This window comes from Achromobacter piechaudii NBRC 102461 (assembly GCF_001571245.1).
In the GTDB taxonomy this organism is placed as follows: domain Bacteria; phylum Pseudomonadota; class Gammaproteobacteria; order Burkholderiales; family Burkholderiaceae_B; genus Achromobacter; species Achromobacter piechaudii.
In genome coordinates this window covers 1-25478 of sequence record NZ_BCTK01000017.1, presented here as the reverse complement: position 1 = coordinate 25478, position 25478 = coordinate 1, and the positions used below count along the sequence as shown (strand labels likewise).

Below are 25478 nucleotides of genomic sequence, written 5' to 3'. Positions count from 1 at the left end.
TCCTATGCCTGCTCGAAGGCGCCGATTATGTTGTCGGCATGAACCGAGTGGCCAAGCAGGTTTTCATGCAGCCCGTCAGCGAGGGTCGCACTCAAATCAAGGTCCACAAACGGCGAGTAGTTGTCGATCACGTCAAGGCTGCGCCCCTTGCCAATCAGGCGCACCGTGTCCCGGACGTCCTGCATGGTGAAGGAATACGCCGAAGGTGATTCGTTCTCTGCGGGAGCAGCATTCATCAAGACCAGCTTTACCGCACTATTGATCTGCAATACGCGATCAATAATGTTCTCCAGGTTCCTCCGGAAATTGTTCCGGCCATTAGGCTGCGCGCGCGCTGTCGGCCAATAGTTGGCGCGATCGTTGGTCCCGAGATCCAAAAATGCGAAGCTCGTTTGCGCGTCGACGATAGACGGGCCCACTGATCCAGACCCGCCGAAGTTCAATTGCCCGTACCGAAGCGCGTCCGCGCCAATGACGCCTTGATTGATGATGACGCAGGTTTTTTCGATTTCGACCGCTTCCAGGTACACCGATTTGACAACGGTGTAGGCCCCTGGATATCGGGCTATCAGCGTGACCGTCGCGTTGCGCGCGAAAGATGGCAGCGTGATCTTTTTCCGGTTTTGATAGGAAGTTCCGTTGTCGCCGGTATAAAACGTTGTGACAGACACTCCGTTCAACTGGACCTCAAGGTCTGCGGCCAACGTTCCAAGCGACGAATAGACGATGGTGAATTCGGTGCCGGTGAACGGAAAAGAGAGCGACACCGTGCCCGCCGCTGATCCCAGCCTGAGCCGGTGTTGCCACCCGAGAAGCGCGTCCAGGCTTGAAACTTCCTCAACCTGCGAGCTGGCCCCAATCACCGGATCAGAAAAAGGGGCCATCGTCTTAGCCACGCCCGTGATGCTGGTGGGATCGTTCGCCTTGCCGGTGTATAGCTGGATGGTCTTTTTGAACTTGGCCGTCGATTGGCCGGACGGCGAAATAGACCAGTTCGACAACTCAGGCACTGCATTATTGAAATATCGACGCCCGATGTGCCTCTTGAACTGGTTAACCCATGAATCAGACGCGTACCCGTCTCGCGGGTCAGCCAAATCCCCGTTGCGAGGGGTGGAGGCGAAATTCTCCGGCAATGTCCGGCCCCACGTTCTGGAGTCCCCCATCATGGGCACAACGATCATCTGAAAAGTCGGATCCGCCAGCGCATCCTTCAGCGCTCGCAACTGGCCGCCAAAATATGAGACGTGAGGGCGCGGGACCAGTACCGTCTTGAAGGGTGCTGCGAGGCGCGTATTACCCGACTCCTTGAACACCCCGTTGACGTAATTGTTCTTGGTCGGCCGCGCGGTCACAACGAAGGTTTTACCGCCAAGGTCGATCTCCTGCCCGACCGTGCCCGCTTCGAGGGCCGCAAAGGCACTATCGGCATTGGCGACACCATCGCTGACAGCGGCGAGTACCCCAGACGGAAACGGCGCGCCCCACTTCGCCGACGCTCCATCAGTCCGCAGCACGCTGCCGCCGTTTCCGGCTTGTTGCGGAAGCGCGGCGCTGAACGCGGTTTGGTCGACGTAGTCGTAGATGGCCTGGCTGTTTGCGGTCAACAACCGGAAATTGGTCCCGTCATACGCGGCGAGTGCCCACGTGTTGGCGGTCAGGGTCTTGGCACGCAAAGCAGTGCCCTGCGGCGAAAGAAGGGGCTTCGTGGACAAATCGCTAACGCGAAGCGTGGCCGGTCCAGTGTTCTCGTGCGTGGATCGGAATACGACGATGGTGTTCGCCGCGTAAGCCGTCAACGCAGGAGTGATCGTCACCTGGTAGTCGTTGACAGTCGCTCCGGCCGCCTCGGTTCCAGCCACGACAACTTCGCCAGGAAATCCGCCGAATACCTGCTGCAAGACGGTCTTGAGCAAGCGCAGATGATCGTCGCCTTGGCTCTTCGGGTCATTCCCCGTGGGCAGTGACGCATTCAGGCCCGCGATGTACTTGGTGTTCTCGACGGCCATATTTACCTCGGGGTTGTGATTTCGAGCGAGCCGCCGGCGAATCTCGCCTGGTCGTCCGCCATCTGAATGCCCTGGATAGCGGTATCCCCGCGATCCTTCCAGAGCGCCATGCGCGCATCGTTGACCAGGTAGGGTTCGGCCTCGGTCAGCACACCAAACAGGTAGGCGTCGGGGTGATTGGCAAGGAGCCAATTCGTCGGGTTCAGGACCCCGAGCGGCGGAATCTTGGCGTAGTAGCGGACGTTCAACGTCCCGGTGTTCCCCGAGACACGGATGGCGCTTCCCTCGATGGCATAGAAGCCGCTGTCGGACTGAGAAGGGCCGTATTGCAACGACGTCATATAGCGCAGCTCATCCTTGCCGTCGTCCACCGTGATCGCCTCAAGCCAGTCTTCCGGCATGGGCGCAAGGTTGTTCAGTACGGCCAGCGCGGCCTCTTTGCGCTGGTTGGAAGTCCGCAGCACGCGGTTCACGCGCGCCTCAAACAGGGTGATGAAGTCCGGTACCACCGGGGCCAGGTCCTTGCGCTTGATCCAGCGGCCCACGGCCGCGACCAGTTCGTCCAGATTCGTGAAACTCATACCCGGCCCCCGTGCACTCGAAACTGGCTGTTGTCCGGGTCGTTCAGAAACTCACGCATCAGGCGGTTGTCACGCATGATCGCGTCGTAGGTCACGCCACGAGTGGCTGCCCAGGCGTTCAGCACCACCACGGGGATCTCGGCCACGTGCCGATCGCCGTTCGCCGCGCGCGTCTGCCCTGACGTGCGCAGGCCGTGCGTCAGCTTGAGCACGGATTCGACATCCGCTACGGTCTGGATGGCGATCTTGTCGTCCTCGCGCCGGAAGAAAGTCCGGGAACTTGGCGACGCACTGAGCAGGTGTTTTTCCATAGAAAAGGCCCCCCGGTTATTAGCCAGGGGGCTCTGGTTCAGCTGCTGGTTAGGTCAGGTCGCGCACCGCGAAGTTGGCCGCCTCGTTGTCGCATTTCAGCGTCCACTCGGTGTTGACCATCTTCTTGGTGTTGTCGCCCGTCTTGGCGAGTTCCTGCGCGTTGAACGGCCGCAGAGTCAGGATTTCCCACATGTCCGGCTGGATGCCGAAGACGTCACGGGCGCGCTGATAGCGGCTGTTGACGACCTTGTAGGTGCCGTAGTCGCCTTCGTACACGGCTACCGTGGCCGTCAGCTCCTTTTCCTTGATGGCGTACTGCTTCTGCGCGCCGGCATTGAACGCGCTGAACACCGGGCGCTGGGCGGCCGGCAAGAACAGCAGCGTGGGGTTGCCACCGCTCACCCAGGCCTTGGTGGCCGCTTCGTTCAGCAACGCCTCGGTGAAGGCGCGCTGCGTGCCGTCCGTGGGCGCGGTGTTGGCCACCGGATCGGGATCGACGCCAGTGGCGCCCTTGCTGGTGTTGGTCTTGATGAAGCCCAGCACGCCGCGCGACTGCGGCGCCACCGCGTCAGCCGCTGCAATGGCCGTGGTGTTCTGCAAGGCGGCGAACTCGATGTCACGCTTGAGCTCGACCATCTTTTTCACGTCCTGGTAGGACACCTCGGACTTGCGGCCGGCCTTGTTGACGGCTTCTTGCGTGGCGGTCACCGCGTAGGTCTTTTCCGAGATCTGCGTGCGGTTGCCCAGGCGCGTCGTCGGAGTGATCGCGTTCGGAGTGGGCTCGTTGCCCTGCACCACCTTGTTGTTGGTGGCGGCTTCCAGCGCGTCGGTCTGCCATTCTTCGTACACGGACGTGGCCTTGCCTTTGCCGATGACCGATACGAAGGGGGTTTCTTCGGGCGAGATGGTGTAGATCTTGTCCGACAGGGATTCGCGGTTGCCAACCGCGTCGAACGTGGCGAAAGAATTGGCGAGTTTTGCCATGGTTATCTCACTTTTTGGCGGCACTCATGAGCGCGGCCATGCTCTCGATCGAGGGCTTGGCGTTGAAGCTCTTGAGCGCCTTGTCAACGGTGGAAGGCGGGACGGACCGGGTCTGGCGCGCGGGCTTGGCCGGCGCCGCCTGGGCCTTTTTCACCGCCTCGGGCTTGCGGGTTTGCAGGTCACGAAACCGCGTGGCGTCGTCCAGCAAGCGGAAGATGCGCGGATCGGTCACTTGGGACAATTCCTCGGGGGAAAAGCCGTAGGTGCCGGTCGCGTGCTTGTTCCACACCGGCAGACGGGCGGCGAAATCCGGCATTTCGGCCGCCAGGAGCTTGGCGGTTTCGCCTTGCGCCTTGCGCGTCTGCTCGGCCTGCTGGGCCTGCATAAGCTGATTCGCTTGCGAGAGCATGCCGGTCAGATCTTTGCCCTGTTGCTGGGCGCGGAGCAGGTCGGATTGCAGCGTGGCGTACTTGACCGGGTCATCTTCGCGGTTGGTCTGCTGCAAGGCAGACTCCAGATGTGCCACGGTGGCGCGCACAAGGTGCAATTCGCCAAGCTTCTCGCCGTACAGGTTCATGGTCTGAACGGATTGCTGGGCTCGCTTCTGGATTTCGCTTTCCGCCTGCTCACGATCCTTGGCCAAGGTCTGGGTCTTCTGGCGGTAATCCTGCTCGCGCATATAACCCGCGCGGAGATCGCTCTCCGGCACCTCGTACTCGGTTCCGTCGGCAGTCTTCCACTTGTGCACGCGGTCCTGCGACGATTCCGGGTCTGGTTGATCGTCCTCGCCTTCCTCGGATTCCTCCGCGTCGGCGCCCTCGTCTTCGGTGGGTTCCTGCTGCTCGCCGGTATCGTCCTGCTCGTCGCTTTGCGCCTCCCCTTCGGGTTGGGCGTTTTCGTCGTCGCGCGCGTCGTCCTGGGCGGATTCGGCGGACATTTCTTCGGCAAGGCTTTCCAGGGTGAAATCAGACATGGCTCACATCCCTATAAGGTTTGACTCCGAGCAACAAAAAAGCCGCACGAGGCGGCTGATCGGTTGGTCTTTCTTACGGCTGCCATCAGGGGCTGGCAGCAGGCCCAAAGGGGTATCACGGCTTGGTGTGCTTCGATCCGTCGCTGTAGACGGCGCCAGCCTTACCGCGCGACATGCGGATGCCGCCGTCACGGCCCTGGTAGATACCAGAGGTTTCGCTGGCGGTCGGGTGGGTGACTTCCACCACCACGATCTGCTCGCCCTTTTCCTTGCCCAGCAGCGCGGCCGCGTCCTCGTGCTTGCGCACGAACAGCGCCAGGTCATCCAGGCCCAGTTCTTCCACGGGCGCCGGGACTACCAGCTCGGCCTTGGCGGCGTAATCGACGCGGTCCTGCGTGGCGTCATGGCCGCCCACGATGGGCGCCGGCACGCTTTCCGGGTCCAGGGCTTCGGCGCGCGTGGGTTCCACGTGCACATCGGCCTTGGTGACCGTGTCGTGCGTGCCGCCGGTCTGTTGATCGGGGACCAGGTCTTTCTCGACCTGGGGATCGTCCTTCTTGGTTTCAGGCTTTTTTGCCATGGATACGCTCCTTGATGCGTTGAAGAAAGGTCTTCTCGGGGGCAGGCACCCCCAAGATATGGCGCGGTTCTGCGCCACCCATGATGTAGGCGTCGAACACGCCCACAAAACGGCCGAGGGTCTTGTGCATGCGGTGCAACTCTTCCCGCTGCTCGGCGTTCAGCTTCGGGTCCTTCCAGACCTCGAAAATATCTTCTTCGAGCTGCGCCAGGGCGGCCAGGACCAGCGGGTCCTGCGTGATGGCTTCCGCCCGGTTTGCGCGGTCCATCGCCAAGCGCTGTTCGTGCGTCAATTCGGTCATATCGGCATGCCCACGGGTGTCGCCAGGCTCGCGGCTGTTTCGATGTCCTTGCGGTCCTGCTCGCGCGCTGCCAACTCGGTGCTGGCGCTGGCCTCGGCCGCCCTCAATTGCAGGTCCTGTTCCTTGATGCGCAGGTCGGCCTGCTTGAGCCCCAGCTCGGCCTGCTTGATTTGCAGCTGTACCTGGGCCTGTTGGAGCTTGACCTTTTCGATTTCAACGTCGGCCTGCTTGGCCTGCATGTCGGCCTGGATCTGCAACTGCTTGCCCTGAAGGGTCAGCTCGGCCGCCTTCACCTGAGCCTGTGCCAGCGCCGCCTCGGGACTGTCCTGCCCCGTGCCGCCCGTCGGCTGCTGGGTTGCCGTTTCAGGGTCGGTGAAGTATTTGTCGACGGATTTCAGGCCCGCCAGCTTCACGATCTGGGATAGCGTGTTGTAGACGTTCTTCCACGTGGACACTGGAGCACCGGTCCCCATGGCTTCCTTTTGCACGGCCAGAATCCCCTGCAAGACGCCAATGATCTGCGACTTATCCCCCGTACCCTGGCCGGTTTCGATAGTCACGTCCATTTCGGGGGACCAGGGAGACGGATCGACCTGCACCCACGCATTGCGCAGGCGGATCGTTGCGGGCTTGTCCTGGTTGTCGGTCACCAGCCTCAACAGCAGCCGGAAAAGGTCCTTCACGCCCGTTTCTGCCATGATGCGGGCCATCATCTTCTTGCGCGCATCACCGGCGGACATGATCTTGGTCACGCCCGTGGCAGTCTTGTTCAGGCTGTCAGCGTCCAGGCCCTGGTTGTAGCGAGTGATCCCCGTGCGCGACTCGCGGCGTGTGTCCATAAACTCGATCCCTTGCAGGGCCGAGTCGGCAACATTGGTGGTTTGCAGTGGCGCGGCCGCACCTATGGACTTCATCCGCACGATGCCGCCGATGCGGTTGTTCAGTAGGTCGTCCAGGTTGACCGCGCCGTCCAGTACAGCAGTGCGCGGGTTGTTGGCCAGCATCAGCGAGTCGATGTACTGCCGCATCATCGCGGTGCTGGTGTCCTGGATCGGCGCCACCGAGTCGGCCAGCGCCATGCCCACCAGCCGATGGGGGATCAGGATGGGCGACATGACCACGAAGTCCGGGCCTTCTGATTCCTCGTTGAGCAGCGTGCGGTTACCACCGCGCACGACCCGGCGCCATTCGGCAATACCGTCGCCGTCGTAGTCCAGGCGGATAAAGCCGTCGAAAACCTGCACTTCCTCGGTGGCATCGTCCGGGGAAATGTAATCGACCAGGCTGTAATCTTGCTCGCCGTTGGCAACCTGCGCGATGCCTGCTTCCTGGTCGATAACCGCGCCGAACGACTGCACGCCGTCCACGTCTTTCTTCTTGTAGCCAGCCTCGCGCATGTCCGACCGGGACATGGACTTCATTTCACCCACGATATCGGCACCGGCCATCGTCTTGGCGCGCGGCGTGATGACGAAGTTCTCCGGCTGCACGTTGTCGATGTAGATCCGGCCCTTCTTGCGCGTGGTCTGGATCTTGACGTCCAGCACCTGACGGACAGGCATGGACAGCACAGCCTCGACCTTGGCGCGCACGTCCGGCGCCAGCGTGTTCAGCGCCTCGCGCGCCTTCTCGCGCATCTTCAGATCTTCCGGGTCGTCGTAGCTGGTGCGCTCCGTGACCTCGGCGTCGTCCGTGTCCAGCAGCATCGTGAGCTGGTCCTCGTCGATCCCCTTGTATTCCTTGACCGTGACTTTCTCGCATTCGGCCCAGTAGGCTCGCACGATGCCGATCTTGGACAGCAGCGCGTCTTTGATCCACGTGTTGAAGATCAAGAAGCCAGGATTCTGCTTGAGCAGGATGTAGTTGATGTAGTCGGTGGCCTGCTCGGCGAATTGCTCGTCTTCGACTCCCACGGGCTCGAATTCGCCCACGTTCTCGCCAGAAAGAAAGATTTCGATGAGGTAGGGAAGCGCGGATTCGATGGTCTCGTACACGTCCCAGGACACGGCCTGAGACCGGCCAGCAGGACCGGCCGCGCCTTCGCCCAGGTAGTAGCGGTAGTTGCGCTCGCGCTCGTCGCGGAACTGCTCTTCCTGCCACTGGGCGGCCTCGTTGATCTGGCTGTCCAGGATCTTTTCGAATTCGTCGTCGGGTAGGCGGGACATCAGAAGGTTCCTAGGGACGGGTAGGTAATTTCGCCGCCCCAGTTCTCGTTGGTCATCTGCTCGGCGTTGATCGCCACGTAGCGCAGGTTGTCAGCGCCGTGGCTCCACTCATCGTGAAGCGGCGCGCCGGGTTCGTTGGTCTGCTGGTTGACGCTGCGGCGGTAGCGCTTGGCGCACTGGACAATGCGCGCGGCCTTGTCCTTGTCGAACACCATTTGGGGGAACGCCATGCGGGTCAGGCGGATGCCTTCTTCCACGCGCAGGTTGGGCGTGATCTTCACCGTCCAGCCCAGCGCCTCCATGATTTCCTTGGCACTCTTGGCCGTCTTGAAATCGCGGTGCTCACCGTCATGGGGCAGGAACACCGTGCCCCAGTTCATGTTCTTCTTGCGCAGCTCGGCCGACCACCAGTCCAGGGTCTTGTGGCTGTCTTCCAGGCTTTCGATGACGCGCAGTTCCGAGCGCACGCGCTGGACGATGGAGGCGAACATGGCGTCATTCCATCCCAGGTCAAATACCACATGCGCTTTCAGCATCGGGTCATACGGCACGCGAGAAACGCGGCCCTCTTCCTGCGCGGCCTGGATCTCGTCGTAGTAGATGGCGCCGGCGACGGCCGGCAAGCACTTGCCTTCCCAGATCTGCGGATAGCCCTTCGGGTCGCGGCGCAAGCAGTCGACGCGCTCCTGCTCCAGCACGTCGGGGAACCAGGGGTTGTCCGAATAGTTGATCTGCACCACGACGGCGTTGGCCGGCGGGTCGACCACGAAGCGGCTGTAGGTCTCGTCCGTTTCCAGCTCGGGGTTGAGCGATATCCAGATCTCCGACTGCTCCTTGCGGATGGTCGGGATAAGGATGTCCCAAGACCGCTTGCTGACCTTGTGAGCCTCTTCCACCCACACGACGTCCACGCCCTCATAGGACTTGATGGACTCGACAGTGTGGTCAGCCAGGCCAGCAAACAGGAACTCGGTGCCGTTGGCGCCCCGGATCTCATTGTTCTGGATCTGGTAGAACCAGCCCAGACCGATGGACTCGATCTGGTCCGACAGCAGCTTATGGACCGAATCCTTGATGGACTTCTGCACTTCGCGCGTGCACAGGATGCGCAGCTTACGCTGGGCACCGAGCGCCAGCAGCGCGCGGGCGAATGACCAGGATTTGGCCGAACCGCGCCCACCGTGGGCGACCTTGTACCGGGCCGGCTCGAAAAGGCATTGCAGCTTTTCGGGAAACTCCAGCACGGGAAGGTCGCGGGCGCCCATGTCAGCTACCAGGACGCCGGAAGGCGATTTTCAGCGCCATGTTGATGGGCTTGTCCGGGTCGCCGCCCTCGATGGGCTGGACGGACTTGCCGTAGGCGCGGTCCAGCAGCTCCTTGGCAGCGGCGACGCGCGCGGCCGATGGCTGCTTCGTGCCCTTCATGATCGTAACGAGCGTCTTGATCGCAGTCGGGCCGTGTTCCTGGGCCAGTGCTTTGATTTCGGCGGTGGCCTTGTTGGGGACGCCCTTCTGACGTCCACCCCGGCGCTCGCCTGGTGCTGATCCACGTGCCATTGCTATTTTTGGCTACTTTTCCAGGTTGGAATGAAAAAGCCCCCGCCTCTGGGACCACCAGAGAACGAGGGCTGCAAAAGGAAACGCCCGCGAACCTTTCGGTTGCGGGCGCAGTTATCCAGACTTGGCGCAATGCTACTGCCGAATCTCACGGGGCGCAAGCCTTTCCCAGGCGAGCGGGTTGATTTCCGCGTCCTCCATCAGGCCTGCGTCCACACATCCCGAGGCGAGTCGGTCGCGCGCCTCTTCCCAGAACTCGGTCAATTGCTCAGGCGTCAAGCGGGCGTTGCGCCATACGCGTGGGCCGATCCGGTTGGCCACGTGCAGCTCGACGGCCACCCGATGCTCCCAGCGCGGCAGCTTGTCGATCAGGTGATCCATCGCCCTCGCCTTGATAGCGCGGAGGCGGCTAGCGACCACATCGTCGTCATCATGCACGTTGCCGGCTGCCGGCCTGGCGTCCCGGAACATGGGTGAGCAGCGAGCATTGCCTAAGTGCGGGCGCTGCGCAGCCGTCCAGTGGTACCAGGTGGTCAGCAGGTCTTCCAGCGTCTCGCGGAATGGGTTCTGCATCATTCACCCCCTCGGCGTGCGCCGGCCAATGAGTGCATGCGAGGCTGTGCGGCCAGCGCACGCGCGGCGGCCAGCTGCATGGAAGGTGACAGCGTGAACGCCTTGCCAGGCCGCATACCCGGAACGACAGTCACGGGTCCGGCATAGGCTGGCATCGGGTCCGGCACAGGCTGGCGCGCCGCTGGTGCTGGCTGCGCTTCCGCGATGGCTGCCGTCATCCAGCGGTCATACGCCTCCTTCTGCGTCTCGCCGCGCCTTGTGACCGAGCCGTCCGTGCACTCCCACAGGCCAAGGTCGGTCTTGCGCAGGCGCGGGCGGATCGCCTTGGGTTTTGGCGCGATGTCGCCCCGTGCCTCACGCACCGCCCGAGCGATCTGGTGCACGCGCGGCTGCGTTATGCCGAATTCCTTGGCCAGCACCGGGCCGGACTCGCCGGCCGTCAGCCGACGCTCGATTTCTTCGTTACGCGCGCGGGTCGCGGCGCCCTGGTTTTGATTGTTCATGCTGCACGCTCCTGTGTTGCGGCGGGAATTCGACTGACGGCGGGGATTAAGGGTCTCTGCACGGTGGCCGCGCGTTCAGCGGCGGCGCGCAGCCAACGATCCGGCTGGTACTCCGGCGCGTGCAAGGCGTCATGCTGGCGGCTGGGCGCAGGCACGCCCTCGGGCATGCTGGCGAACCGTTGCAGGTAGTCGATGGTGTTGCCACGGTCGGGCAGCGGCCACGCGGTGCTGCGGTGGATAGCTGCGACGATCTCGGCTTCGGTCGCCGATTCCTTGGCGAAGCGATAGCCAAGACGGCGCAGCTTGCGGGCGCATGTGTAGCGGGCCTTGCGCACGGCCTTGGCTTGTTCAGGGGTGCGTGCCATTGCTGTCTCCAGGTTCAACGTGGCGCGGACCATTGAGCCGCCAGGCTTCAAAGGCCACGCAAAGGGCCAGGAAGCCCAGGCCGGTCAAGACGATCCACCAGTCGCTCATGGAAGACTCCTGACGGCAGCTTCGAGGGCATCACCAAACTTTTTCATCGCCAAGCGCAGCTTCGCCATGCCAGCGTCAAGATCGCGCCTAACAACGCGGCTGAGGTAGCAATCCAAAAATTTCGGCGCGCCGCGAGAAAGCCGCGATTGGCGTCGGCGGTAGGCTCTGAGCTTCATGCTTTGCGCTCCTGCGACACGGCGCCCTTGCGCGCGCGCTTGGGCTTTGCCGCTGGTGCGGACCATTCCCCTTTCTCGCTGGCGATGGCCAGATGCAAGATCGCGAGAGCATCGGCGTTGTTGTCGTCCACAACCCGGAAGCGGCGCACCTTGGCCTGCATGACCATGTCGTCCTTCTTGGCCACGCCCGAGCCGGTCCAGTGCTTTTTGATCTGCCCCACGCCAAAGGGAACGAGGGTCACGCGGTGCTGGTCGGCCACCATTTCGAGCATGGCGCGAAAGCCGCCGTAGGCATGCGCGGCCAGCACCTGCCCCGGGCCGTGGCGCTTGACGTCCTCGAAAGCGATCTGGGTGACGTTGTTCTCGGTGATCATGGTCGACAGCCAGGATCGGAAGCGCTGCCATTTCTGGCCCGGCGCCCAGCTCGCGCGCGGCGTGAAGTCCTCGGTCCCGTGCAGCAGCTTGGCGTCTCGGCGGCGCACCGCGTAGCCCGTCTTCGTGCCCAAGTCCAGCGCCAGGATGCAGACGTTCACGCCCGGCTCCGGCACCACCACAGATCCAGGACTGACGCGGCGTGGCGAGGCATCGGGGGCCGTTTCAACACCACGCCACGCCCGGCAGATCGGGCAGTCTCTCCCAGGGCTGTCCGGATCGTTGCCAGAACCCATGCACATCAGGCAAGGGCCCGGCGCGCGCGCGTAAGTGTCCGCCAGCGTGCCGGCCATGGGGTCGATTGCCACGTCTGTGGCCTGTCGTTCGTTGAGGTTGTTCAAGCCAGTGCTCCGATCATGTCCAGGGGTTGGCGACGCTTGTCGCTGGTGAATTGCAGGCTGTCGGCGTGGCGCCACAGGTTGATGCGCCCTTCCCACTCGCCGTGTCGGTTCTTGTCGCAGATGAGCATCGCGTCCGGCAGGTCGGCGGTGTCGGCGGAAACCTCACCGTGATTGCGCAGTTCGGTTTCAACCATTCGTTCCTTTTTCTTGTTGCGCCACACGGTAAGCATCTGGTCCACCTGGTCGACGATGGCGCCCGAACCCTTGGCGGCGAACTTCCCGGGGACTTGATCCTCGTCCGCCTGCTTCTTCGCGTGGTGCACGAGGTGAACATGGATGCCAAGGTCCCGCGCCAGCGTGCACAGCATGTCGACGAAGTCCTTTTGGCCGTTGTGGTCGTCCTCGCCGCGTACGCACTTCATGAGGCTGTCGATGACCATGTGGCGGACCTTCAGCCGGTCGGCGCAGTAGCGCGCCACGGCGTAGAGCATCGCGGGCTTGACCGTACCCTGCTGGTCGTACAGCCAGAGGCGGTCCCGTGACCAGTCGATGAGCCGGTCTACCGCCTGAACGCTGGGCCGGCCGTTCATCGCGGTCTGGCGCAGCATGCGCTTGAGCGTCGACTGGGGCTTCATTTCGAACGAGGCGATGCACACTCGTTCGTTCTGGCTTGCAAAGCCGATGCAGGCCTGGCCAAGCAATTCGCTCTTGCCGTGGCCGTTGATGCCCTGCCACAGCGTGACCTCGCCAGCACGGAACCGCAGCAGGTCGTGCGTCTTGGCCCATGGCAGCTTGGCACCGGTGAGCTGCTCGCCGTGTTCGACGGCGCGCGCCAACTCGTCGCGCCACGCCTCGGCGGCCAGCACCTTGGCCTGCGGCTCGGTGGCCTCCATGTACGCCTGGAAGTCGATGTCGTCAGCGGAAAGAATTTGGCTCATGCCGGGAACTCCTGGGTTTCTTGCGCCGGGTGCCAGATGACCAAGCCCCACGGGCCAGAGGCGATGATCTTGGCCGGATCGCACTCGGACACCCGGCGCATCAGTTGCAGCGCGCGGCGGCGGGTCGGCGCCATGACATGGACTACCAGGCCAACGCAGACGCGCAGGTCCAGAGCCAGGGCGTTCTCGTCGTCGTGCACGTGGATTTCGGGGAAGCCGACCCACTGCCCGTTGACCATGCGGCCCAACTGCGCCTCAGGGCTGGTGAAGCTGCCGTGGGCCTGTTCGGCCGGCATGCAGGTCAGCCAAACGTCGGCAGGCTGGAAGCCCGACATGCGGGCAGCGATGAGCGATTGATGACCGATCACACTGCCCCCGTCCACGGTTGGTCACCGCCCAGGGCAGATTGCGCTGGCCCGTCGTTAGTCTTCGGGGCGTAGAACGTGTCCCAGGCGTGCAGGATCGACTGGTCCAGCATCGTCGCCACGTCGTGGCCAGCACCGCGCAGCGTGTCCAGCTTGCTCACGGCCAGCTTGCGGGCCGCGTCGGTCATCGGCTTCTTTTTCCGACGCCGCATTTCCTCGAACTGCTGCCACGGTTCGGCAGGAACCCAATCCGGAAGCGTCCAGACCTCAGCCCCGGAACGGGGGCTATGGGGGTTCTTTTCTTCTTCTCTTCTCTTCTCTTCTCTAGTCCGCTTTTTGTCCGCTTCAGGAGCGGACGAATTTCGGTCGTTTCGCTTCCTGTCTGCGTCCTGTGCGCGCTTCTTCGCAGACTGGCCGTTGTGGTCTTCAAACCTGGGCATCCATAGGGAAGAACCGTCAAATTCGAGCCAGCCGACCGAAATCATGGCGTGCGAAAAGCCGGGGAATCCGATCGTCTCGTCCAGAACTTCGGGGCTGTAACCTTCGAGTTGTCCATCAGCAGAATGGACATCGAAGAGACTCCAGACGGACAAAAGTCCGCCGACAACGCGCAATCTGTCCGCTTTGCAAGCGGACGCCATGCGGACAACTTTCGGATGCGTCGGAAGGTCGACGCGCATCTTGATCCAATCGCTAGCCATTACGCGGCCTCCAGCAATTTGCCGGCGCGCACGGGCAGCCAGCGGTTGTATGCCCATTCCCAGGTCGCGCGCTTCTCGTCATTGGTCAGGCTGAAGCCCTGATCAAGACATTGGTGACAGCGGAAGCAACCGGGAACGGTGTAGATGTCCTTGGCCTTGATGCCCATGCCCTTGCCATAGGCGGACCAGTTGGCGTGGCACGGGACCACGCTTTCCTGTTCGCCACGGCACACGCCTGGGATCTGGAGAAAGCAAGGCTCGCCGCGACAAGCGGTCAGGTACTTGGGTTCGTGATAGCCCGGGCGCTTCTTGGTGGCCCGACGCTTGAATGGGGTGCGTGCCAGGCCGGTGGTGGCCTTGAGCGGGGTCTTGCGCGTCAGGGGCGTGGAACGCTTGAGCATCACGCACCCTTCACGACAAGCAGCACACCGCGCGCGGCAAAGTCATCGCGCACGGCGTCAGCGTACTTGGTCAATTGGGCGGTGTTCATCCGGGACGTAACCGGGAACACGCGCATGGCGATCAGTTTCTGTTCGTAGGCCAGGCCCTTGATGGCGCCGTCATAGGCTTCGCGGAATTCCTCATCCTCGGCGCGCAGGATGGGCACGCCGTGGTGCAGCTTGCAGTAGCTCTTCCAGCCCACCGCATCGTCTTCCGGCAGGGCTTCGGCAATCTCCCCGTACCACGCATGGGAAAAGGCGTTCTGCGCCGGCGTGCGGCGCTTCTTCTGCTCTTGGATCAGCACCTGGATGGGCCGCTCTTCGTCCAGCGGCAAGCGCGGCAGCAGGTCCATCAGCGCGGCCAGTTGGCTCTGGCCGTACAGCAGGATCGATGTCGGTTTGTGCAGGCGCTGGCGCATGTCTACCTAGCCCCGCAATTGCCCAGGCTCAAGCGTGCCTTGCAGCAGCGCGAGCCGATTTCATTGCCGCGCGCCAGGTAGTCCATATACCCAACCTCAACGATGGTCAGGCCCAGAGCGCGGCACATCGCGTCCAGCTTTTCCAGCGTGATTCCTGTGGCGCCCGAGCACACCTTGGACGGCATGCTGGCGTCCCAGCCCGTGGCATCCAGCAGCTTCTGGCGCTGGTTCTGGTTGGCCATTGCCAAGCGCAAGGCCGTTTCAATGACGTGAGGACCGGTCATTCCGGCCGGCTCAATGGGAATCATGGCTGCTCAAAAGGAAAGGAATGCCCTGGAATAGGCCGCTGGGCACACTGGCGGTATGGACAAAATCACCGAAACCGAAAAGCTTCTGATCCACGCACAAAACATCGCCCGCCGCGCCTTCGTGGACCCGAGCGAAAAAGCCGTGCTGGATATCTTTGATGAGCTGCGCGCCGAGCGTGACCGCACGGCTTGGGCGACTGACGGACGCGAATGCGCGTCGGTGCATTGATGGGGTCATGCCGCTTCTGCCTTATCGGCGGCGTCGGACCTGTAGATCTGGTCGAACGTCAGTTCCGTACCCAGCCCCCTGGCGTAGTCGATGAGACGCCCAGCCACGGCGGGGGGCACGGTCTGCCCTCGCTCATAGAACGAGACGTTCGACTGGGTTACACCGATGCCCCTGGCCAGCTCGGCCTGGGTCACCCCCAACTGTTTGCGAATGGCGTTTATGGCGTTCATGCAGCAAATATTAGTCCGACTGATTGTTTACGTCAACAGTCCGACTAATTGCCGATCAACAGCCTTACTAATAATCTTCGCCGCATGCCAGCCCAGCCCCTCACCCCTGCCCAACTTGCCGACGCCGCACGCCTGAAATCCTTGTTCCTGGAATGGAAGGAGGATCGGCGCGCGCGCGGTGAGCCAGCGTCCCAGGAAACGGTCGCGGCGTTGCTGGGGTTCAACACGCAGAGTTCGGTGAGTCAGTACCTCAATGGGCGCATCCCGCTGAACGTGAACGCGCTGGTGAAGTTCGCCGCGCTGCTCGGCAAGCAGCCCGAAGACATCAGCATTGACCTGGCCAAAGAAATCCAGCGCATTGCAGAGGCCGTGCCCAGCGATACCGAGGGCGAAGAGTTCATACCGATCCGCCGCCTGGACGTGCGGCTATCCGCCGGCCGGGGGCAGCTGTTCACCTCGGAAGAAGAGAAGAGCCGCCTGTCGTTCCGCGCGGACTTCCTACAGAGCATCGGCGCGGCGCCACACAACACCGTTTCTGTCTCCGTTTCGGGCGACAGCATGGAGCCGATCATTCCGGACGGCTCGACGCTTCTTGTGGACCGGGGCAATCGCCACGTGGTCAACGGGAAGGTTTATGCTCTGCGGCAGAACGGTTGCCTGCTGGTGAAGCGGCTTTACACAACCACGTCGGGCTATGTCGCTCGGTCGGACAACGCCGCCGAGAACTACCCGGATATTCCGCTGGATGAAGAACATCCAGATTTCGAGATCATCGGCCGCGCGGTGTGGGTCGGATTCAAGCTGTAGAACGAAAGGAGACGGTATGAAGCGCCTGTTGTGTGTCTGCATGTTGACCTTGGCTCCCTGCGTTGCGCTCGCCGCCGATCCTCTCCCTGGCGACCGTGAACTCCTAGCCTCCTATTGCCTCATTGTGGTCAACAGCAACATCAACACGCTGACCCTGATGCACGAGAAGAATTCGCCAGATGCCAAATACCATGACACCTATCAAAAGGGTCTCCGTTTCCATCAGGATAAGCAGCGACAGTTGCAAAGCTTTTTGGCACCAGTACTGATCGCCGCACAAGAGTCGAATGGAACGGCATACATCTCTGCGATCCTGGCCGCCCAACAGCGAGCGGAAAGCGACATTCTTGCCTTGGCAGAAGACAATAAGGCCGCCTACAAACGCATAGGCCGGTGCGCTGACCTTTCTTGGCTGCCATAGGTTCGCAGCACAGATGACCGCCTCCGGGCGGTTTTTTTTCGCCCTACGTCTTTTTTTATTAGTCCGACTGTTGACACGATAAATCAGTCGGACTAATATTCTCTCCATGCACTCACCACCCGGTGAGCAAGAGGGAGAACACCATGCAACGCAAGCCCTATCAGGTCGTGATGCGCCGGACCGAGACCCGCATCAGCGAGCAGACCGTCACGGTTCACGCGGAATCGGAAGCTGACGCCCGCGTGCTGGCCAAGTACGAAGAGACGCCTTCGTACCTGTGGCAGGACGAGGTCCGCACCGCCACCGTCGACATCGCGACGATCAAGGGCGCCAACGATCCGGCCACGCATTACGGGAATCTGGCGGCGCAGGTTGCGCACCAGGTTGCTGCTGGCGACGCGCGGAACTGATGCCATGGGCGCCATCCAATCCTTCGAGCGGTTTCCTGACGATCAATACCGCGTCGGTGCCCCCTACACCCTCCCCGGCGATCCTCCCGACGAGGACATGCCGCGAGTTACCGAAATGCAAGCGGTCTCTACCGTGCTGGCGTGCCTATACAACGAGACGGCCGGCGCCTACGGCCAGTCCGCTGCGATCTGGGCTGCATGCTGCCTCGACCAGTTGGGAAAGCTGCAAATCGGCACGTGCATCACGCTTCTCGACGGTGAAACGGTGCCCAGCGCAGGCAAAGGCATCCGCACCCTGCTGCGTGAATACATCCACGCAGAGGCCAACCGGCTGATCCAGGAAATGGACCCGGACGAACTGGAGAGCTACCTGTGATCGCCTTCGTAATCCTGGGAGCGGTGCTGCTGGTGCAGGCCATCGCCGACGCGTGGAAGGCCCGCAAATGATGACTTACGCCATCTGGGGCCTGTGCGCCCTTTACGCAATTGCCTTGATCGGCGACGCCTTGATGGCGCGCTGCTGGAGAGAGAAATGAACCCGAACCGCAAGAAGGTCGAAGCCTCGCGCGCCAAGTTCATTGAATGGCTGGTGGCGCGCGGCGCCCAAGTGCTGCGCCCGACCAATGAATGGGAGCTGGTGCGCTTCGACTGCGCCAGCGGCGTGGCCATCGTCTACGGGAACTCCAAGGGCGGCACCACATTCACGGGCGAAGCGCTCAAGGCCTGGGAGGCGTTCAAGAGCAACGGCGCGTGGTCGGCTGGCGCACGCACTCGGCGCGTGAAGCTGAGCCCGGTCGTGCGCACGCTGCTGGAGCGAGACGGCGACCGTTGCTTCTACTGCTTCGGCCATACGTCCGACGCTGACCGTTCCGTCGAGCACCTGGTGCCGGTGACGCACGGCGGCCCGAACCACATCAGCAACCTGGTGTTGGCGCATGGCGCGTGCAACCAGCGCGCCGGCCACCTGAGCGCCATGGAGAAGATCCGCATGCGCGAACAAGCCCGAGGTGCCCAATGATCCGCCTCCTGCGCGCCCACGGCGACCTGCTGATCGGTGCCGCTGCCCTCTGCGCCGGCGTCTTCATGGCCTGCGTGCTGGGCCCGACGCTTGACGCCCAATCCCCCACCCTCACCACCCAGGACGGCGGCAGCAAGACTGCATACGCCGCCCGCCAACCCTGAGACGACCATGTCCGAAACGACAGACCTGATTGAGATCCCCAAGGCCAACGCGCTGGAGGTGTTCAGCGCCGACAAGGGCCTGGCGCCCTACATGGCGAAGATCCGCGCCGAGATTGACGCCTTCATACCCGACGTGTCCACCCAGAGCGGCCGCGACGCTATTGCGTCCATAGCCTACAAGGTGGCGCGCTCGAAGACGGCCCTGGACGCAGTTGGCAAGGATCTGGTGGCTGATCTGAAGGAACTGCCCAAGAAGATCGACGCCAGCCGCAAGGCTATGCGCGACACCCTGGACGCCTGGAAGGACGAAGTGCGCGCGCCGCTGACGGCATGGGAGCAGGCCGAGGAAGCGCGCCAGCAGCGCCACCAGCAAGGTATCGAATGGTTCCGCCTGCGTGCCGACGAGAACCGCGATCTGGACGCGGCCGAACTGCGCGCCACCATCGCAGACGTACAAGCCCGCGCTGTGGATGCGTCCTGGGAGGAATTCGAGGCCGAGGCGCACCGCGTCAAGGCCCGCGCCATGGATGCGCTTTCGCAGGCCCTGGTGGCTCGCGAGAAGCACGACGCCGAACAAGCCGAGCTTGCCCGCCTGCGTGCCGTGGAAGCTGCCCGCGAGCAGAAGGAGCGCGAAGAGCGCATTGCCCGCGAAGCCGCCGAGCAAGCACAGCGCGAAGCAGACGCCCGCGCCCAGGCCGAACGCGAAGCCGTGATCCGCCGCGAGCAGGAAGCCAAGGCCGCAGCCGATCGCCGCGAACTTGAACTGAAGTTGCAAGCCGAGCAGGCAGAGAAGGCAGCGGCCCAGGCCAAGGCTGACAAGATCGCCGCCGAGCAGCGCGCCGAACAAGACCGCCTCGCCGCCATCGAACGCGAAAGGCAAGCCGTCGAGGCAGCGCGCCAGGCAGAAATCAAGCGCCAGGCCGACGCCAAGGCAGCGGAAGAAGCCGAGACCGCCCGCCGTGAAGCCGACAAGGCCCACAAGGGCACGGTCAACCGCGCCGCCTTGGATGCCTTCGTCGCCGGCGGCATGCCCGAGGAATGCGCAAAGCAAGCCGTCACCCTGATTGCCAAGGGCCAGATCCCCAACGTTCGTATCACCTACTGAGGAAGCCATGACCGAAGTTATCGACGCCCCGGCCCGCGAAGTGGCCACCCGCCCCGAATTGGCTTCTGGCCAGGTCGCAGTGGCGGCAGCGAATTCCCCCATGGGCATGATGTTGGCCGCCGTACAGCAAGGTGCCACGCTCGAACAGGTCGAAAAGATGATGGACCTGCAAGAGCGTTGGGCCAAGGCCGAGGCCAAAAAGGCCTACGACGCCGCATTCGCCAACTTCAAGGCCGAGGCGGTCAAGATCATCAAGGGCAAGGACGTGACGGACGGCCCCCTTAAGGGCAAGTCCTACGCCGAGCTCCACGACGTGGTCAACGCGGTGACCCCCGCACTATCCAAGCATGGCCTGTCGTCCTCCTGGAAGCTCACGCGCGACGAGAAGGACTGGATGGAGGTCACCTGCTACCTGCGCCATGTGGGCGGACACGAGGAAAGCGTGTCGATGGGCGGGCCGCCTGACGCTGGTGGCGCAAAGAACGCCATCCAGGCGCGCGCCAGCACCAAGACCTATTTGGAGCGCTACACGCTCAAGGCCATCACCGGCTTGTCCGAACAGAACGACGACACCGATGGGAATGCTGCCGCCCATGCGGCCGAAGACCTGCGCGACGAATGGGTCAGCAAGATCGCACAGGCCGACACGCTGGAAGCTGCCACCGCAGTCTGGCAGCAAGGATGCCAAGTGATCGAGAAATTCAACAACTTGTCCGTGTATTCGGCGTTCAAGAAGGCCTATGCCGACAAGCGGGCCATGCTCAAGCAGGAGGGTGCGTGATGGATCTGATCTTCCACAAAGAGCCCCAGGGCACGCCGGAATGGTTGGAAGCCCGCCGCGGCGTTATCACCGGCAGCCGCTTCAAGGACTGCCGCGACCGACTCAGAAGCGGCGAGCCGTCCAAGAAGTGCCTGGGCTATGCCATGGACGTCGCACGTGAGCGCGCAGGCGGCCGGGCCGCTGATGTGTTCGTGAACAGCGCCATGCGCTTCGGCACTGAGCAGGAGCCGCACGCCCGCGCCGCTTACGAAGCAGCCACCGGCCGATTCGTGGACGAGGCTGGCTTCGTCACCACCGAAGACCGCAAGTTCGGCGTGAGCGTCGACGGCCTGGTCGACGACGACGGGATCATCGAAATCAAGACGATGGTGTCGTCCGACACGCTGTTTACCGCCGTCGTCTCGGGCGATATCAGCGAATACGTCGACCAGTGCAACGGCGCCATGTGGCTGCTGGGCCGGCAGTGGACCGACCTGGTGCTGTGGGCGCCGGACCTGGAAGCCATCGGCCGCAAGCTGACCATCGTGCGCATCACGCGCGACGACGACGCGATCGAGGCGATGGAATCCGACCTGCTGGACTTCGAGCGCCGCGTCACGCGGTTGCATCAGCAGCTTACCCAGATCGCCGCCTAACCCTTCCCCAGCAGCACAACCTACGGAGCAATCCATGAACCACAACCAGATCGGGCAGTTCACCGCGTCGTTACAGCAACCCAAGGCTTCGTCGCTGGGCAATGTTCAGAGGGACGAAGGCGAAATCTTCGCCGCCGTCGATGCTCTGAACGTCGCCATTTCCAAGTGCGAATTCATCACCCAGGAACTGGTCGGGCGGCTTGAGCCGGTCCTCGCCTCCGTAAAACCCCAGGCTGTTGCCGGCGGCATTGCTCCCGATCCGCAGCCTGATACGCAGCTTGCACGGATCGTGCAGGAACACACCCACCGCGTGCGCTCCCTGACGCTCTCCATCGAGAACGCCGCCAAGCGCCTCGCCCTGCCGTAAGCCCTGACCACCACAAGGAGCAATCCCGCATGTTCTCGATCACCGAGCAAACCGCCCGCTTGCAGGTCACCAACCGGCTTGAGAAGCACGGCCAATCCAATGTGCCCGCGATGACCTTGCGGCTCACCTTCCGCGCACCCAACGACATCCTGTCCGAAGTGGATTCGACCCTGAAGTCGTCGCTGTATCGCCGCCCGCATCCGGGCGAGAACGACATGGCCGACGAGGCCGACGAGCGCATGCAGGACCCCAACTACCTGCCGCGCCTGCGCCATCCGAAGATGAAGAACAAGGTGGTGATCGACGAAAAGATCGTCGGCGCCGAATTCACCCTCCATTACGGGCTGGGCGGCCCCAGCAACACCGTGCTGGATGACGTGAAGGTCGACAACTTTCAGTTTGATCCACAGGACGGAGGCACGGTCGAGTGCTCCATCGACATCGACATGGTGCCGAGCGAGCAGGCAGCGGGCCGCATCTTCATGCAGAACGGGCAAGACGTCGTGTTTTCGGTGACGCCGCCCGAGGAACCGCAGGCCTCGCTGAGCCTGGATCAATAACCCCTTCCCCAACGCAGCACCCCATAGGAGCAGTCCATGAACAACATCAGTTCGCCGCGCAACGATGACGCCGGCATTGAGCAGCAGATCCAGGCCAAGGGCAAGACCGCGCCGCGCGTCACGCCGGCCGATATCGAAGCAAACATCCGCGCTGAGATTTTCTTCACCGGCGACCAAGGCGTCTCGGTAAGCCAGCATATGAAGTCGGAATACGTCGAGGGCGAGCACATCCTAGCGCCGCTCGGTCTGCTGACCTTCTGCGTCCTGGTCTTGCGCAACGGCTTCACCGTGACCGGCGAAAGCGCCTGCGCCAGCCCCGAGAACTTCGACGCGGAAATTGGCCGCAACATCGCCCGCCAGAACGCGGTGCAGAAGATCTGGCCGCTGATGGGCTACGAGTTGCGCTCGCGCCTCGCCGCCCAGGCGTAACCCCACGGCCGGTGCGGCGGCGGGACCCTCACGTCCGCCCCACGCTGCCCGCCGGCCACCTTTACAGAGAACGACATGATCCCCGCCATGAACCGCCAGCAGCGCCGCATGATGGAAAAGCAGCAGACCCGCGTGCGCGCCACGCGCCGGCCGCGCCCTGAGCGCCTGCCCATGCTCATCAAGACCCAGCAGACCCTGGCGCCGCTGGAATCGATCATCGACCAGATAGAGCGCGACGGCACGGTAACGGTCGATATGCGCGGCGTGCCGGTCTTTCACTGCGTCGCGGACGGCGAGTGGTACGCCAGCGCGCCGGCTATTGCGGGCATGGCGGACTTCTTCGACATGTGGGCCACCCGCCACAGCCACGCATTCCAGGCCACGGCGCTGCGGCAGCTCGCCGCGCGCCTTGAAGCCAGCATGCCCATCGACGGGCCGCTGATGGCCGCCCTGCACCGCGAGATACCCGCCCTGCGCCGCATCGGCGCCGGACTCACCCAAGACGACGCATCGGACCTGCTGCGCCAAACCCAGATAAGGGCCGAACTTGACGCATCGGCCGCCACCGGAGCCTGAGAGCATGAACACGAACAATGGATGGAAGCTGGTGCCTGTGGTGCCGACTGACGAAATGGAAGTGGCTGCCGAGAACGACTACGAGCAGACGGGCGCCACGTTCCCGCGCTGGAAGTCTGCGTACGCCGCCATGCTCGCTGCTGCCCCCGCCGCCCCTGGTTCCCCCGCCTCCACGCAGCCGATTGAGCGCGACTGGGAACTTTCCTGCTTCTACTGCAACGGCTCCGGCCACGTCTTCGTCAAGCGCCAAGTTGCCGAGCTGGCCACCGACGTGCAGGAATTCAAGGAAGACTGCGAGGGATGTGACGGCCGCGGCTTCACCATCGCTTTCGAGGATATCCCGGGCATTGATGCCTACGTGAAGTCGCGGCGTCCGGCTCCCGCCAGCGCACAGGAAGATGCGAAGGACGAGCAGGCACGCGGGCGAGGCGATGTGCTCGAAGTCGCCCGAGAAACCGGCTTGCGCAGCTACCTTCATGGCGTCAACGCAATGGAAGCGCGGATGCTCCTGCAACGCTTCGTTGATGCGCTGTCTGCTGCCGCTCCCGCTGCTGGCGATGCGCTGGACCGGGATCAGCAGCGCTTGGCTCTGTGGCAAGCGATCCGAGATATCACTATCGGCAACTTGCATGACGACAAGCTGATCCTGGCAAACCTTCATAAGGCGGGCTACGTGATAGCCCTCGCCGCCATTGCCCAGCAGTCCCAGCGGAAGGAGGCGTGATGGCTTTGTCATCGCACCAGTCGGCGCGCATGAAGAACGACGAATGGCTGACGCCGCCCGGCATCATCGCTGCGCTAGGGGACTTTGATCTGGACCCGTGCGCGCCAGTTGTGCGCCCGTGGGGTACGGCGCACCACCATTTCACTGTGACCGACGACGGCCTGACGCAGCCCTGGAAGGGGCGAGTTTGGTGCAACCCGCCATTCGGCCGAGAGGCGGTGAAGTGGCTGCGCCGGATGGCAGAGCACGGAAACGGCATAGCGCTGATCCCGGCCCGAACCGAAACCGCCATGTTCTATGAGTGCGTGTGGGGCGCTGCTGACGCGGTGCTGTTCATTGAAGGGCGCCCGCACTTCCACTACGTCGACGGAACCCGCGCCCCGTTCAATTCTGGCGCTCCCATTTGCCTGATCGCCTACGGCCTTTCCAATGTCGCCGCGCTGGAGCGCAGCGGCCTGGGCGTAGTCCTGACAATTCCCCGGAGGAAAGCAGCATGACTGAGAACAACGCCGCCCAGCCTGGGCTGAACGACACCATCCGCGCCGTCTTCCTGGGGCACGGGTTCACGATCAAGGAAGGGCAGACCGACCTGAAGCCTTACGTGTACGAAGCCGTCCACGCCCTGCTGTCCAAGCTGCGCGCGGAGGGCGTGCAGGCGGGCGGCTACACCCCGACCCATGACCAGCCCCATCAAACTGGCGTCGGTGAATGGTGCGCGCCCGGCCCGGCCGCAGACCAGCGGCGGGCGTGGCTGCTGCGTTTTGCTGACACTGACCGGGGTGATTGCGTCTACTACGATGAGCAGGAAGCCCGGCGAGCGTTCGCCCAAGCGGAGGGGCGTGGCTGGAATTGCTATTTGTTCGAGTATGCAGCCCGCGCCGCCCTGGCAAGCGCCCCTGTAGCCGGGGAGGCGCTACGCTGGCGCGTGCGCGAACGGCGCAGCAATGATGGCGAATTGTTGGATTGCTTCGTAGAAGCCCCGGCCGCACCTGGAATGGCCTACGCGCAGGAAGTTCTGGGCGACGACTACGCCGAGGCGCAGGGCGGCATCGAAGGCAAATTGAAGCACTGCCAGATGATCGTCGCGTGGGCTAACGCGGCGCCCGAGGCCAGTGCGGAGCCGCTTGCTCGGTACTGCCCTGGATGCGGCAGCGTCGGCCCGGTAGGCGACGAGTACCGGGACTGCTACCCAGATGGCATTCAAGCCCGCATGATCCCCGCACGCCTGGCGGAACAATGCCGCGACACGTTCAGGCTTGCGATCAAATCCCTCCTGGCGGATGCGGCGGCAAATGACAGTGCCGCGCCCCAGGCCAGCGAGGCGGTGCGCGATGCGGCGCTGGAGGAAGCGGCGAAGGTGGCGGAAAGCACTGTAGCCGGTGATGCCAGTCCTGATAATCCGTACCGTGGCGGCACGGCCAAGCAGGCGGCCGCGCGCATCCGCGCCCTCAAGTCACAGATCGCCGCCCTGTCCGAACCGAAGTGCCCGCGATGCACACTGCCGCTGCGCCAGGAATGCAACTGCGACGAAGGATATGCGGCCCGCGCCGCCCGCGCCACCGACAACAAGGAGCAGTAATGGCACACGCAGCCCAACACCAAGCACCGGCCGCGCTGCCGAAGTTGCTGTATCGCATCGCCGACGTGTCGCACGCGATCGGCCTATCAAAGGGGGAGATCTACAAGCGCATCCGGGCCGGCACGTTCCCGAAAGGAACTCCCATCAGCCCCCAGGTTGTGGTCTGGAACCCAGATGAGGTCCGCCGCTGGGCCGAAAAACAGTTTGTACCCTCAGATGTACCCCCAGGGGACAAACAAACCACCTGATCCACCCAAGAGCCGCGCCAGTCGTGGCTCTTTCATTTTTGGTGAATATTCGCGGTAATAACA

At 63.1% G+C, this 25478-nt stretch carries 41 protein-coding genes; 18 read left to right on the top strand and 23 right to left on the bottom strand.

Going from position 1 to position 25478, the window contains the following annotated elements:
• Positions 1-2: 2 nt before the first annotated feature.
• The 22 genes from API01S_RS28295 to API01S_RS28195 form a co-directional block, all read right to left on the bottom strand.
• The gene (locus API01S_RS28295) at positions 3-2009 is read right to left on the bottom strand and encodes an SGNH/GDSL hydrolase family protein (RefSeq protein WP_061306705.1); all 2007 of its coding nucleotides are present in this window, start codon (positions 2007-2009) and stop codon (positions 3-5) included.
• A 2-nt stretch (positions 2010-2011) separates the two neighbouring features.
• The gene (locus API01S_RS28290; RefSeq protein ID WP_061306704.1) at positions 2012-2590 is read right to left on the bottom strand and encodes a phage adaptor protein; all 579 of its coding nucleotides are present in this window, start codon (positions 2588-2590) and stop codon (positions 2012-2014) included.
• Positions 2587-2901 carry a hypothetical protein gene (locus API01S_RS28285; protein WP_061306703.1) on the bottom strand — a complete coding sequence of 105 codons (315 nt, stop codon included), beginning with the start codon at positions 2899-2901 and terminating at the stop codon, positions 2587-2589. The genes API01S_RS28290 and API01S_RS28285 overlap by 4 nt, the downstream gene beginning before the upstream one ends.
• 49 nt (positions 2902-2950) lie before the next feature.
• Positions 2951-3886 carry a DUF5309 domain-containing protein gene (locus API01S_RS28280; protein ID WP_061306702.1) on the bottom strand — a complete coding sequence of 312 codons (936 nt, stop codon included), beginning with the start codon at positions 3884-3886 and terminating at the stop codon, positions 2951-2953.
• A 7-nt stretch (positions 3887-3893) separates the two neighbouring features.
• Complete coding sequence (locus API01S_RS28275) at positions 3894-4859, bottom strand: hypothetical protein (RefSeq protein ID WP_061306701.1); 966 nt, start codon at positions 4857-4859, stop codon at positions 3894-3896.
• Between the two features lie 115 nt (positions 4860-4974).
• Positions 4975-5439, bottom strand: a complete 465-nt coding sequence (locus tag API01S_RS28270; protein WP_061306700.1) for a hypothetical protein — start codon at positions 5437-5439, stop codon at positions 4975-4977.
• A complete protein-coding gene (locus API01S_RS28265; protein ID WP_061306699.1) occupies positions 5423-5740 on the bottom strand; it encodes a hypothetical protein in 318 nt (105 codons plus the stop codon). The genes API01S_RS28270 and API01S_RS28265 overlap by 17 nt, the downstream gene beginning before the upstream one ends.
• Positions 5737-7905: a portal protein gene (locus tag API01S_RS28260; protein ID WP_061306698.1), complete on the bottom strand. Its 2169-nt coding sequence runs from the start codon at positions 7903-7905 to the stop codon at positions 5737-5739. Before API01S_RS28260 ends, API01S_RS28265 begins: the two co-directional genes overlap by 4 nt.
• Positions 7905-9170 carry a PBSX family phage terminase large subunit gene (locus tag API01S_RS28255; protein WP_061306697.1) on the bottom strand — a complete coding sequence of 422 codons (1266 nt, stop codon included), beginning with the start codon at positions 9168-9170 and terminating at the stop codon, positions 7905-7907. The genes API01S_RS28260 and API01S_RS28255 overlap by 1 nt, the downstream gene beginning before the upstream one ends.
• 1 nt (position 9171) lies before the next feature.
• Positions 9172-9462, bottom strand: a complete 291-nt coding sequence (locus API01S_RS28250) for a hypothetical protein (RefSeq protein WP_061306696.1) — start codon at positions 9460-9462, stop codon at positions 9172-9174.
• A 135-nt stretch (positions 9463-9597) separates the two neighbouring features.
• Positions 9598-10038: a hypothetical protein gene (locus API01S_RS28245; RefSeq protein WP_061306695.1), complete on the bottom strand. Its 441-nt coding sequence runs from the start codon at positions 10036-10038 to the stop codon at positions 9598-9600.
• On the bottom strand, positions 10035-10538 hold the full coding sequence (locus tag API01S_RS28240; protein WP_061306694.1) for a hypothetical protein: 504 nt from the start codon (positions 10536-10538) through the stop codon (positions 10035-10037). The genes API01S_RS28245 and API01S_RS28240 overlap by 4 nt, the downstream gene beginning before the upstream one ends.
• Complete coding sequence (locus API01S_RS28235) at positions 10535-10903, bottom strand: hypothetical protein (protein WP_061306693.1); 369 nt, start codon at positions 10901-10903, stop codon at positions 10535-10537. Before API01S_RS28235 ends, API01S_RS28240 begins: the two co-directional genes overlap by 4 nt.
• The gene (locus API01S_RS29585; protein ID WP_255221313.1) at positions 10887-11012 is read right to left on the bottom strand and encodes a hypothetical protein; all 126 of its coding nucleotides are present in this window, start codon (positions 11010-11012) and stop codon (positions 10887-10889) included. Before API01S_RS29585 ends, API01S_RS28235 begins: the two co-directional genes overlap by 17 nt.
• Complete coding sequence (locus API01S_RS28230) at positions 11009-11188, bottom strand: hypothetical protein (protein WP_061306692.1); 180 nt, start codon at positions 11186-11188, stop codon at positions 11009-11011. The genes API01S_RS29585 and API01S_RS28230 overlap by 4 nt, the downstream gene beginning before the upstream one ends.
• Positions 11185-11961, bottom strand: coding sequence for a RuvC family protein (locus API01S_RS28225; protein ID WP_254598587.1), 777 nt, complete (start codon positions 11959-11961; stop codon positions 11185-11187). The genes API01S_RS28230 and API01S_RS28225 overlap by 4 nt, the downstream gene beginning before the upstream one ends.
• A complete protein-coding gene (locus tag API01S_RS28220) occupies positions 11958-12899 on the bottom strand; it encodes an AAA family ATPase (RefSeq protein WP_061306691.1) in 942 nt (313 codons plus the stop codon). The genes API01S_RS28225 and API01S_RS28220 overlap by 4 nt, the downstream gene beginning before the upstream one ends.
• Positions 12896-13282 carry a hypothetical protein gene (locus tag API01S_RS28215; protein WP_254598588.1) on the bottom strand — a complete coding sequence of 129 codons (387 nt, stop codon included), beginning with the start codon at positions 13280-13282 and terminating at the stop codon, positions 12896-12898. Before API01S_RS28215 ends, API01S_RS28220 begins: the two co-directional genes overlap by 4 nt.
• Complete coding sequence (locus API01S_RS29050; RefSeq protein ID WP_084802520.1) at positions 13264-13965, bottom strand: hypothetical protein; 702 nt, start codon at positions 13963-13965, stop codon at positions 13264-13266. Before API01S_RS29050 ends, API01S_RS28215 begins: the two co-directional genes overlap by 19 nt.
• Positions 13965-14366, bottom strand: a complete 402-nt coding sequence (locus API01S_RS28205) for a nuclease domain-containing protein (RefSeq protein WP_061306689.1) — start codon at positions 14364-14366, stop codon at positions 13965-13967. Before API01S_RS28205 ends, API01S_RS29050 begins: the two co-directional genes overlap by 1 nt.
• Positions 14366-14824, bottom strand: a complete 459-nt coding sequence (locus tag API01S_RS28200; protein ID WP_061306688.1) for a NinB/YbcN family protein — start codon at positions 14822-14824, stop codon at positions 14366-14368. The genes API01S_RS28205 and API01S_RS28200 overlap by 1 nt, the downstream gene beginning before the upstream one ends.
• Positions 14825-14826: 2 nt before the next feature.
• Complete coding sequence (locus tag API01S_RS28195) at positions 14827-15108, bottom strand: helix-turn-helix transcriptional regulator (RefSeq protein ID WP_156487204.1); 282 nt, start codon at positions 15106-15108, stop codon at positions 14827-14829.
• A 79-nt stretch (positions 15109-15187) separates the two neighbouring features.
• On the opposite strand from API01S_RS28195, the gene API01S_RS29405 reads away from it, so the two are divergent.
• On the top strand, positions 15188-15361 hold the full coding sequence (locus tag API01S_RS29405) for a hypothetical protein (RefSeq protein ID WP_167351749.1): 174 nt from the start codon (positions 15188-15190) through the stop codon (positions 15359-15361).
• Between the two features lie 5 nt (positions 15362-15366).
• Here API01S_RS29405 and API01S_RS28190 read toward each other — a convergent pair whose 3' ends face one another.
• Complete coding sequence (locus tag API01S_RS28190; RefSeq protein WP_061306686.1) at positions 15367-15591, bottom strand: helix-turn-helix domain-containing protein; 225 nt, start codon at positions 15589-15591, stop codon at positions 15367-15369.
• A 48-nt stretch (positions 15592-15639) separates the two neighbouring features.
• Here API01S_RS28190 and API01S_RS28185 point away from each other — a divergent pair, with 48 nt between their 5' ends.
• The 17 genes from API01S_RS28185 to API01S_RS28110 all read left to right on the top strand — a co-directional run bounded on the left by API01S_RS28185 (position 15640) and on the right by API01S_RS28110 (position 25415).
• A complete protein-coding gene (locus API01S_RS28185; protein ID WP_156487203.1) occupies positions 15640-16398 on the top strand; it encodes a LexA family transcriptional regulator in 759 nt (252 codons plus the stop codon).
• A gap of 16 nt (positions 16399-16414) precedes the next feature.
• Positions 16415-16819 carry a hypothetical protein gene (locus tag API01S_RS28180; protein ID WP_061306684.1) on the top strand — a complete coding sequence of 135 codons (405 nt, stop codon included), beginning with the start codon at positions 16415-16417 and terminating at the stop codon, positions 16817-16819.
• Positions 16820-16962: 143 nt separating this feature from the next.
• A complete protein-coding gene (locus API01S_RS28175; protein ID WP_061306683.1) occupies positions 16963-17229 on the top strand; it encodes a hypothetical protein in 267 nt (88 codons plus the stop codon).
• A 4-nt stretch (positions 17230-17233) separates the two neighbouring features.
• Positions 17234-17605 carry a hypothetical protein gene (locus tag API01S_RS28170; RefSeq protein ID WP_061306682.1) on the top strand — a complete coding sequence of 124 codons (372 nt, stop codon included), beginning with the start codon at positions 17234-17236 and terminating at the stop codon, positions 17603-17605.
• 156 nt (positions 17606-17761) lie between these two features.
• Positions 17762-18247 (top strand): HNH endonuclease, encoded by a 486-nt coding sequence (locus API01S_RS28165; RefSeq protein ID WP_061306681.1) that lies wholly within the window; start codon positions 17762-17764, stop codon positions 18245-18247.
• A complete protein-coding gene (locus API01S_RS29400; protein WP_167351750.1) occupies positions 18244-18411 on the top strand; it encodes a hypothetical protein in 168 nt (55 codons plus the stop codon). The genes API01S_RS28165 and API01S_RS29400 overlap by 4 nt, the downstream gene beginning before the upstream one ends.
• A gap of 7 nt (positions 18412-18418) precedes the next feature.
• Positions 18419-19516 (top strand): hypothetical protein, encoded by a 1098-nt coding sequence (locus tag API01S_RS28160; protein WP_061306680.1) that lies wholly within the window; start codon positions 18419-18421, stop codon positions 19514-19516.
• 7 nt (positions 19517-19523) lie between these two features.
• A complete protein-coding gene (locus API01S_RS28155) occupies positions 19524-20297 on the top strand; it encodes an ERF family protein (RefSeq protein WP_084802518.1) in 774 nt (257 codons plus the stop codon).
• Positions 20297-20932, top strand: a complete 636-nt coding sequence (locus API01S_RS28150; RefSeq protein ID WP_061306679.1) for a lambda exonuclease family protein — start codon at positions 20297-20299, stop codon at positions 20930-20932. Before API01S_RS28155 ends, API01S_RS28150 begins: the two co-directional genes overlap by 1 nt.
• Before the next feature lie 34 nt (positions 20933-20966).
• Positions 20967-21299 (top strand): hypothetical protein, encoded by a 333-nt coding sequence (locus tag API01S_RS28145; RefSeq protein WP_061306678.1) that lies wholly within the window; start codon positions 20967-20969, stop codon positions 21297-21299.
• A 29-nt stretch (positions 21300-21328) separates the two neighbouring features.
• Complete coding sequence (locus API01S_RS28140) at positions 21329-21859, top strand: hypothetical protein (RefSeq protein WP_061306677.1); 531 nt, start codon at positions 21329-21331, stop codon at positions 21857-21859.
• Positions 21860-21895: 36 nt separating this feature from the next.
• Positions 21896-22288, top strand: coding sequence for a Gp49 family protein (locus API01S_RS28135; RefSeq protein ID WP_061306676.1), 393 nt, complete (start codon positions 21896-21898; stop codon positions 22286-22288).
• A gap of 75 nt (positions 22289-22363) precedes the next feature.
• Positions 22364-22864: a hypothetical protein gene (locus tag API01S_RS28130; protein WP_156487202.1), complete on the top strand. Its 501-nt coding sequence runs from the start codon at positions 22364-22366 to the stop codon at positions 22862-22864.
• Between the two features lie 4 nt (positions 22865-22868).
• Positions 22869-23588, top strand: coding sequence for a DnaJ-like cysteine-rich domain-containing protein (locus API01S_RS28125; protein WP_061306674.1), 720 nt, complete (start codon positions 22869-22871; stop codon positions 23586-23588).
• Positions 23588-24085 carry a DNA N-6-adenine-methyltransferase gene (locus tag API01S_RS28120; RefSeq protein WP_061306673.1) on the top strand — a complete coding sequence of 166 codons (498 nt, stop codon included), beginning with the start codon at positions 23588-23590 and terminating at the stop codon, positions 24083-24085. The genes API01S_RS28125 and API01S_RS28120 overlap by 1 nt, the downstream gene beginning before the upstream one ends.
• Positions 24082-25167, top strand: a complete 1086-nt coding sequence (locus tag API01S_RS28115) for a hypothetical protein (protein ID WP_061306672.1) — start codon at positions 24082-24084, stop codon at positions 25165-25167. The genes API01S_RS28120 and API01S_RS28115 overlap by 4 nt, the downstream gene beginning before the upstream one ends.
• Complete coding sequence (locus API01S_RS28110) at positions 25167-25415, top strand: helix-turn-helix transcriptional regulator (RefSeq protein WP_061306671.1); 249 nt, start codon at positions 25167-25169, stop codon at positions 25413-25415. Before API01S_RS28115 ends, API01S_RS28110 begins: the two co-directional genes overlap by 1 nt.
• The last annotated feature ends 63 nt before the right edge of the window (positions 25416-25478 follow it).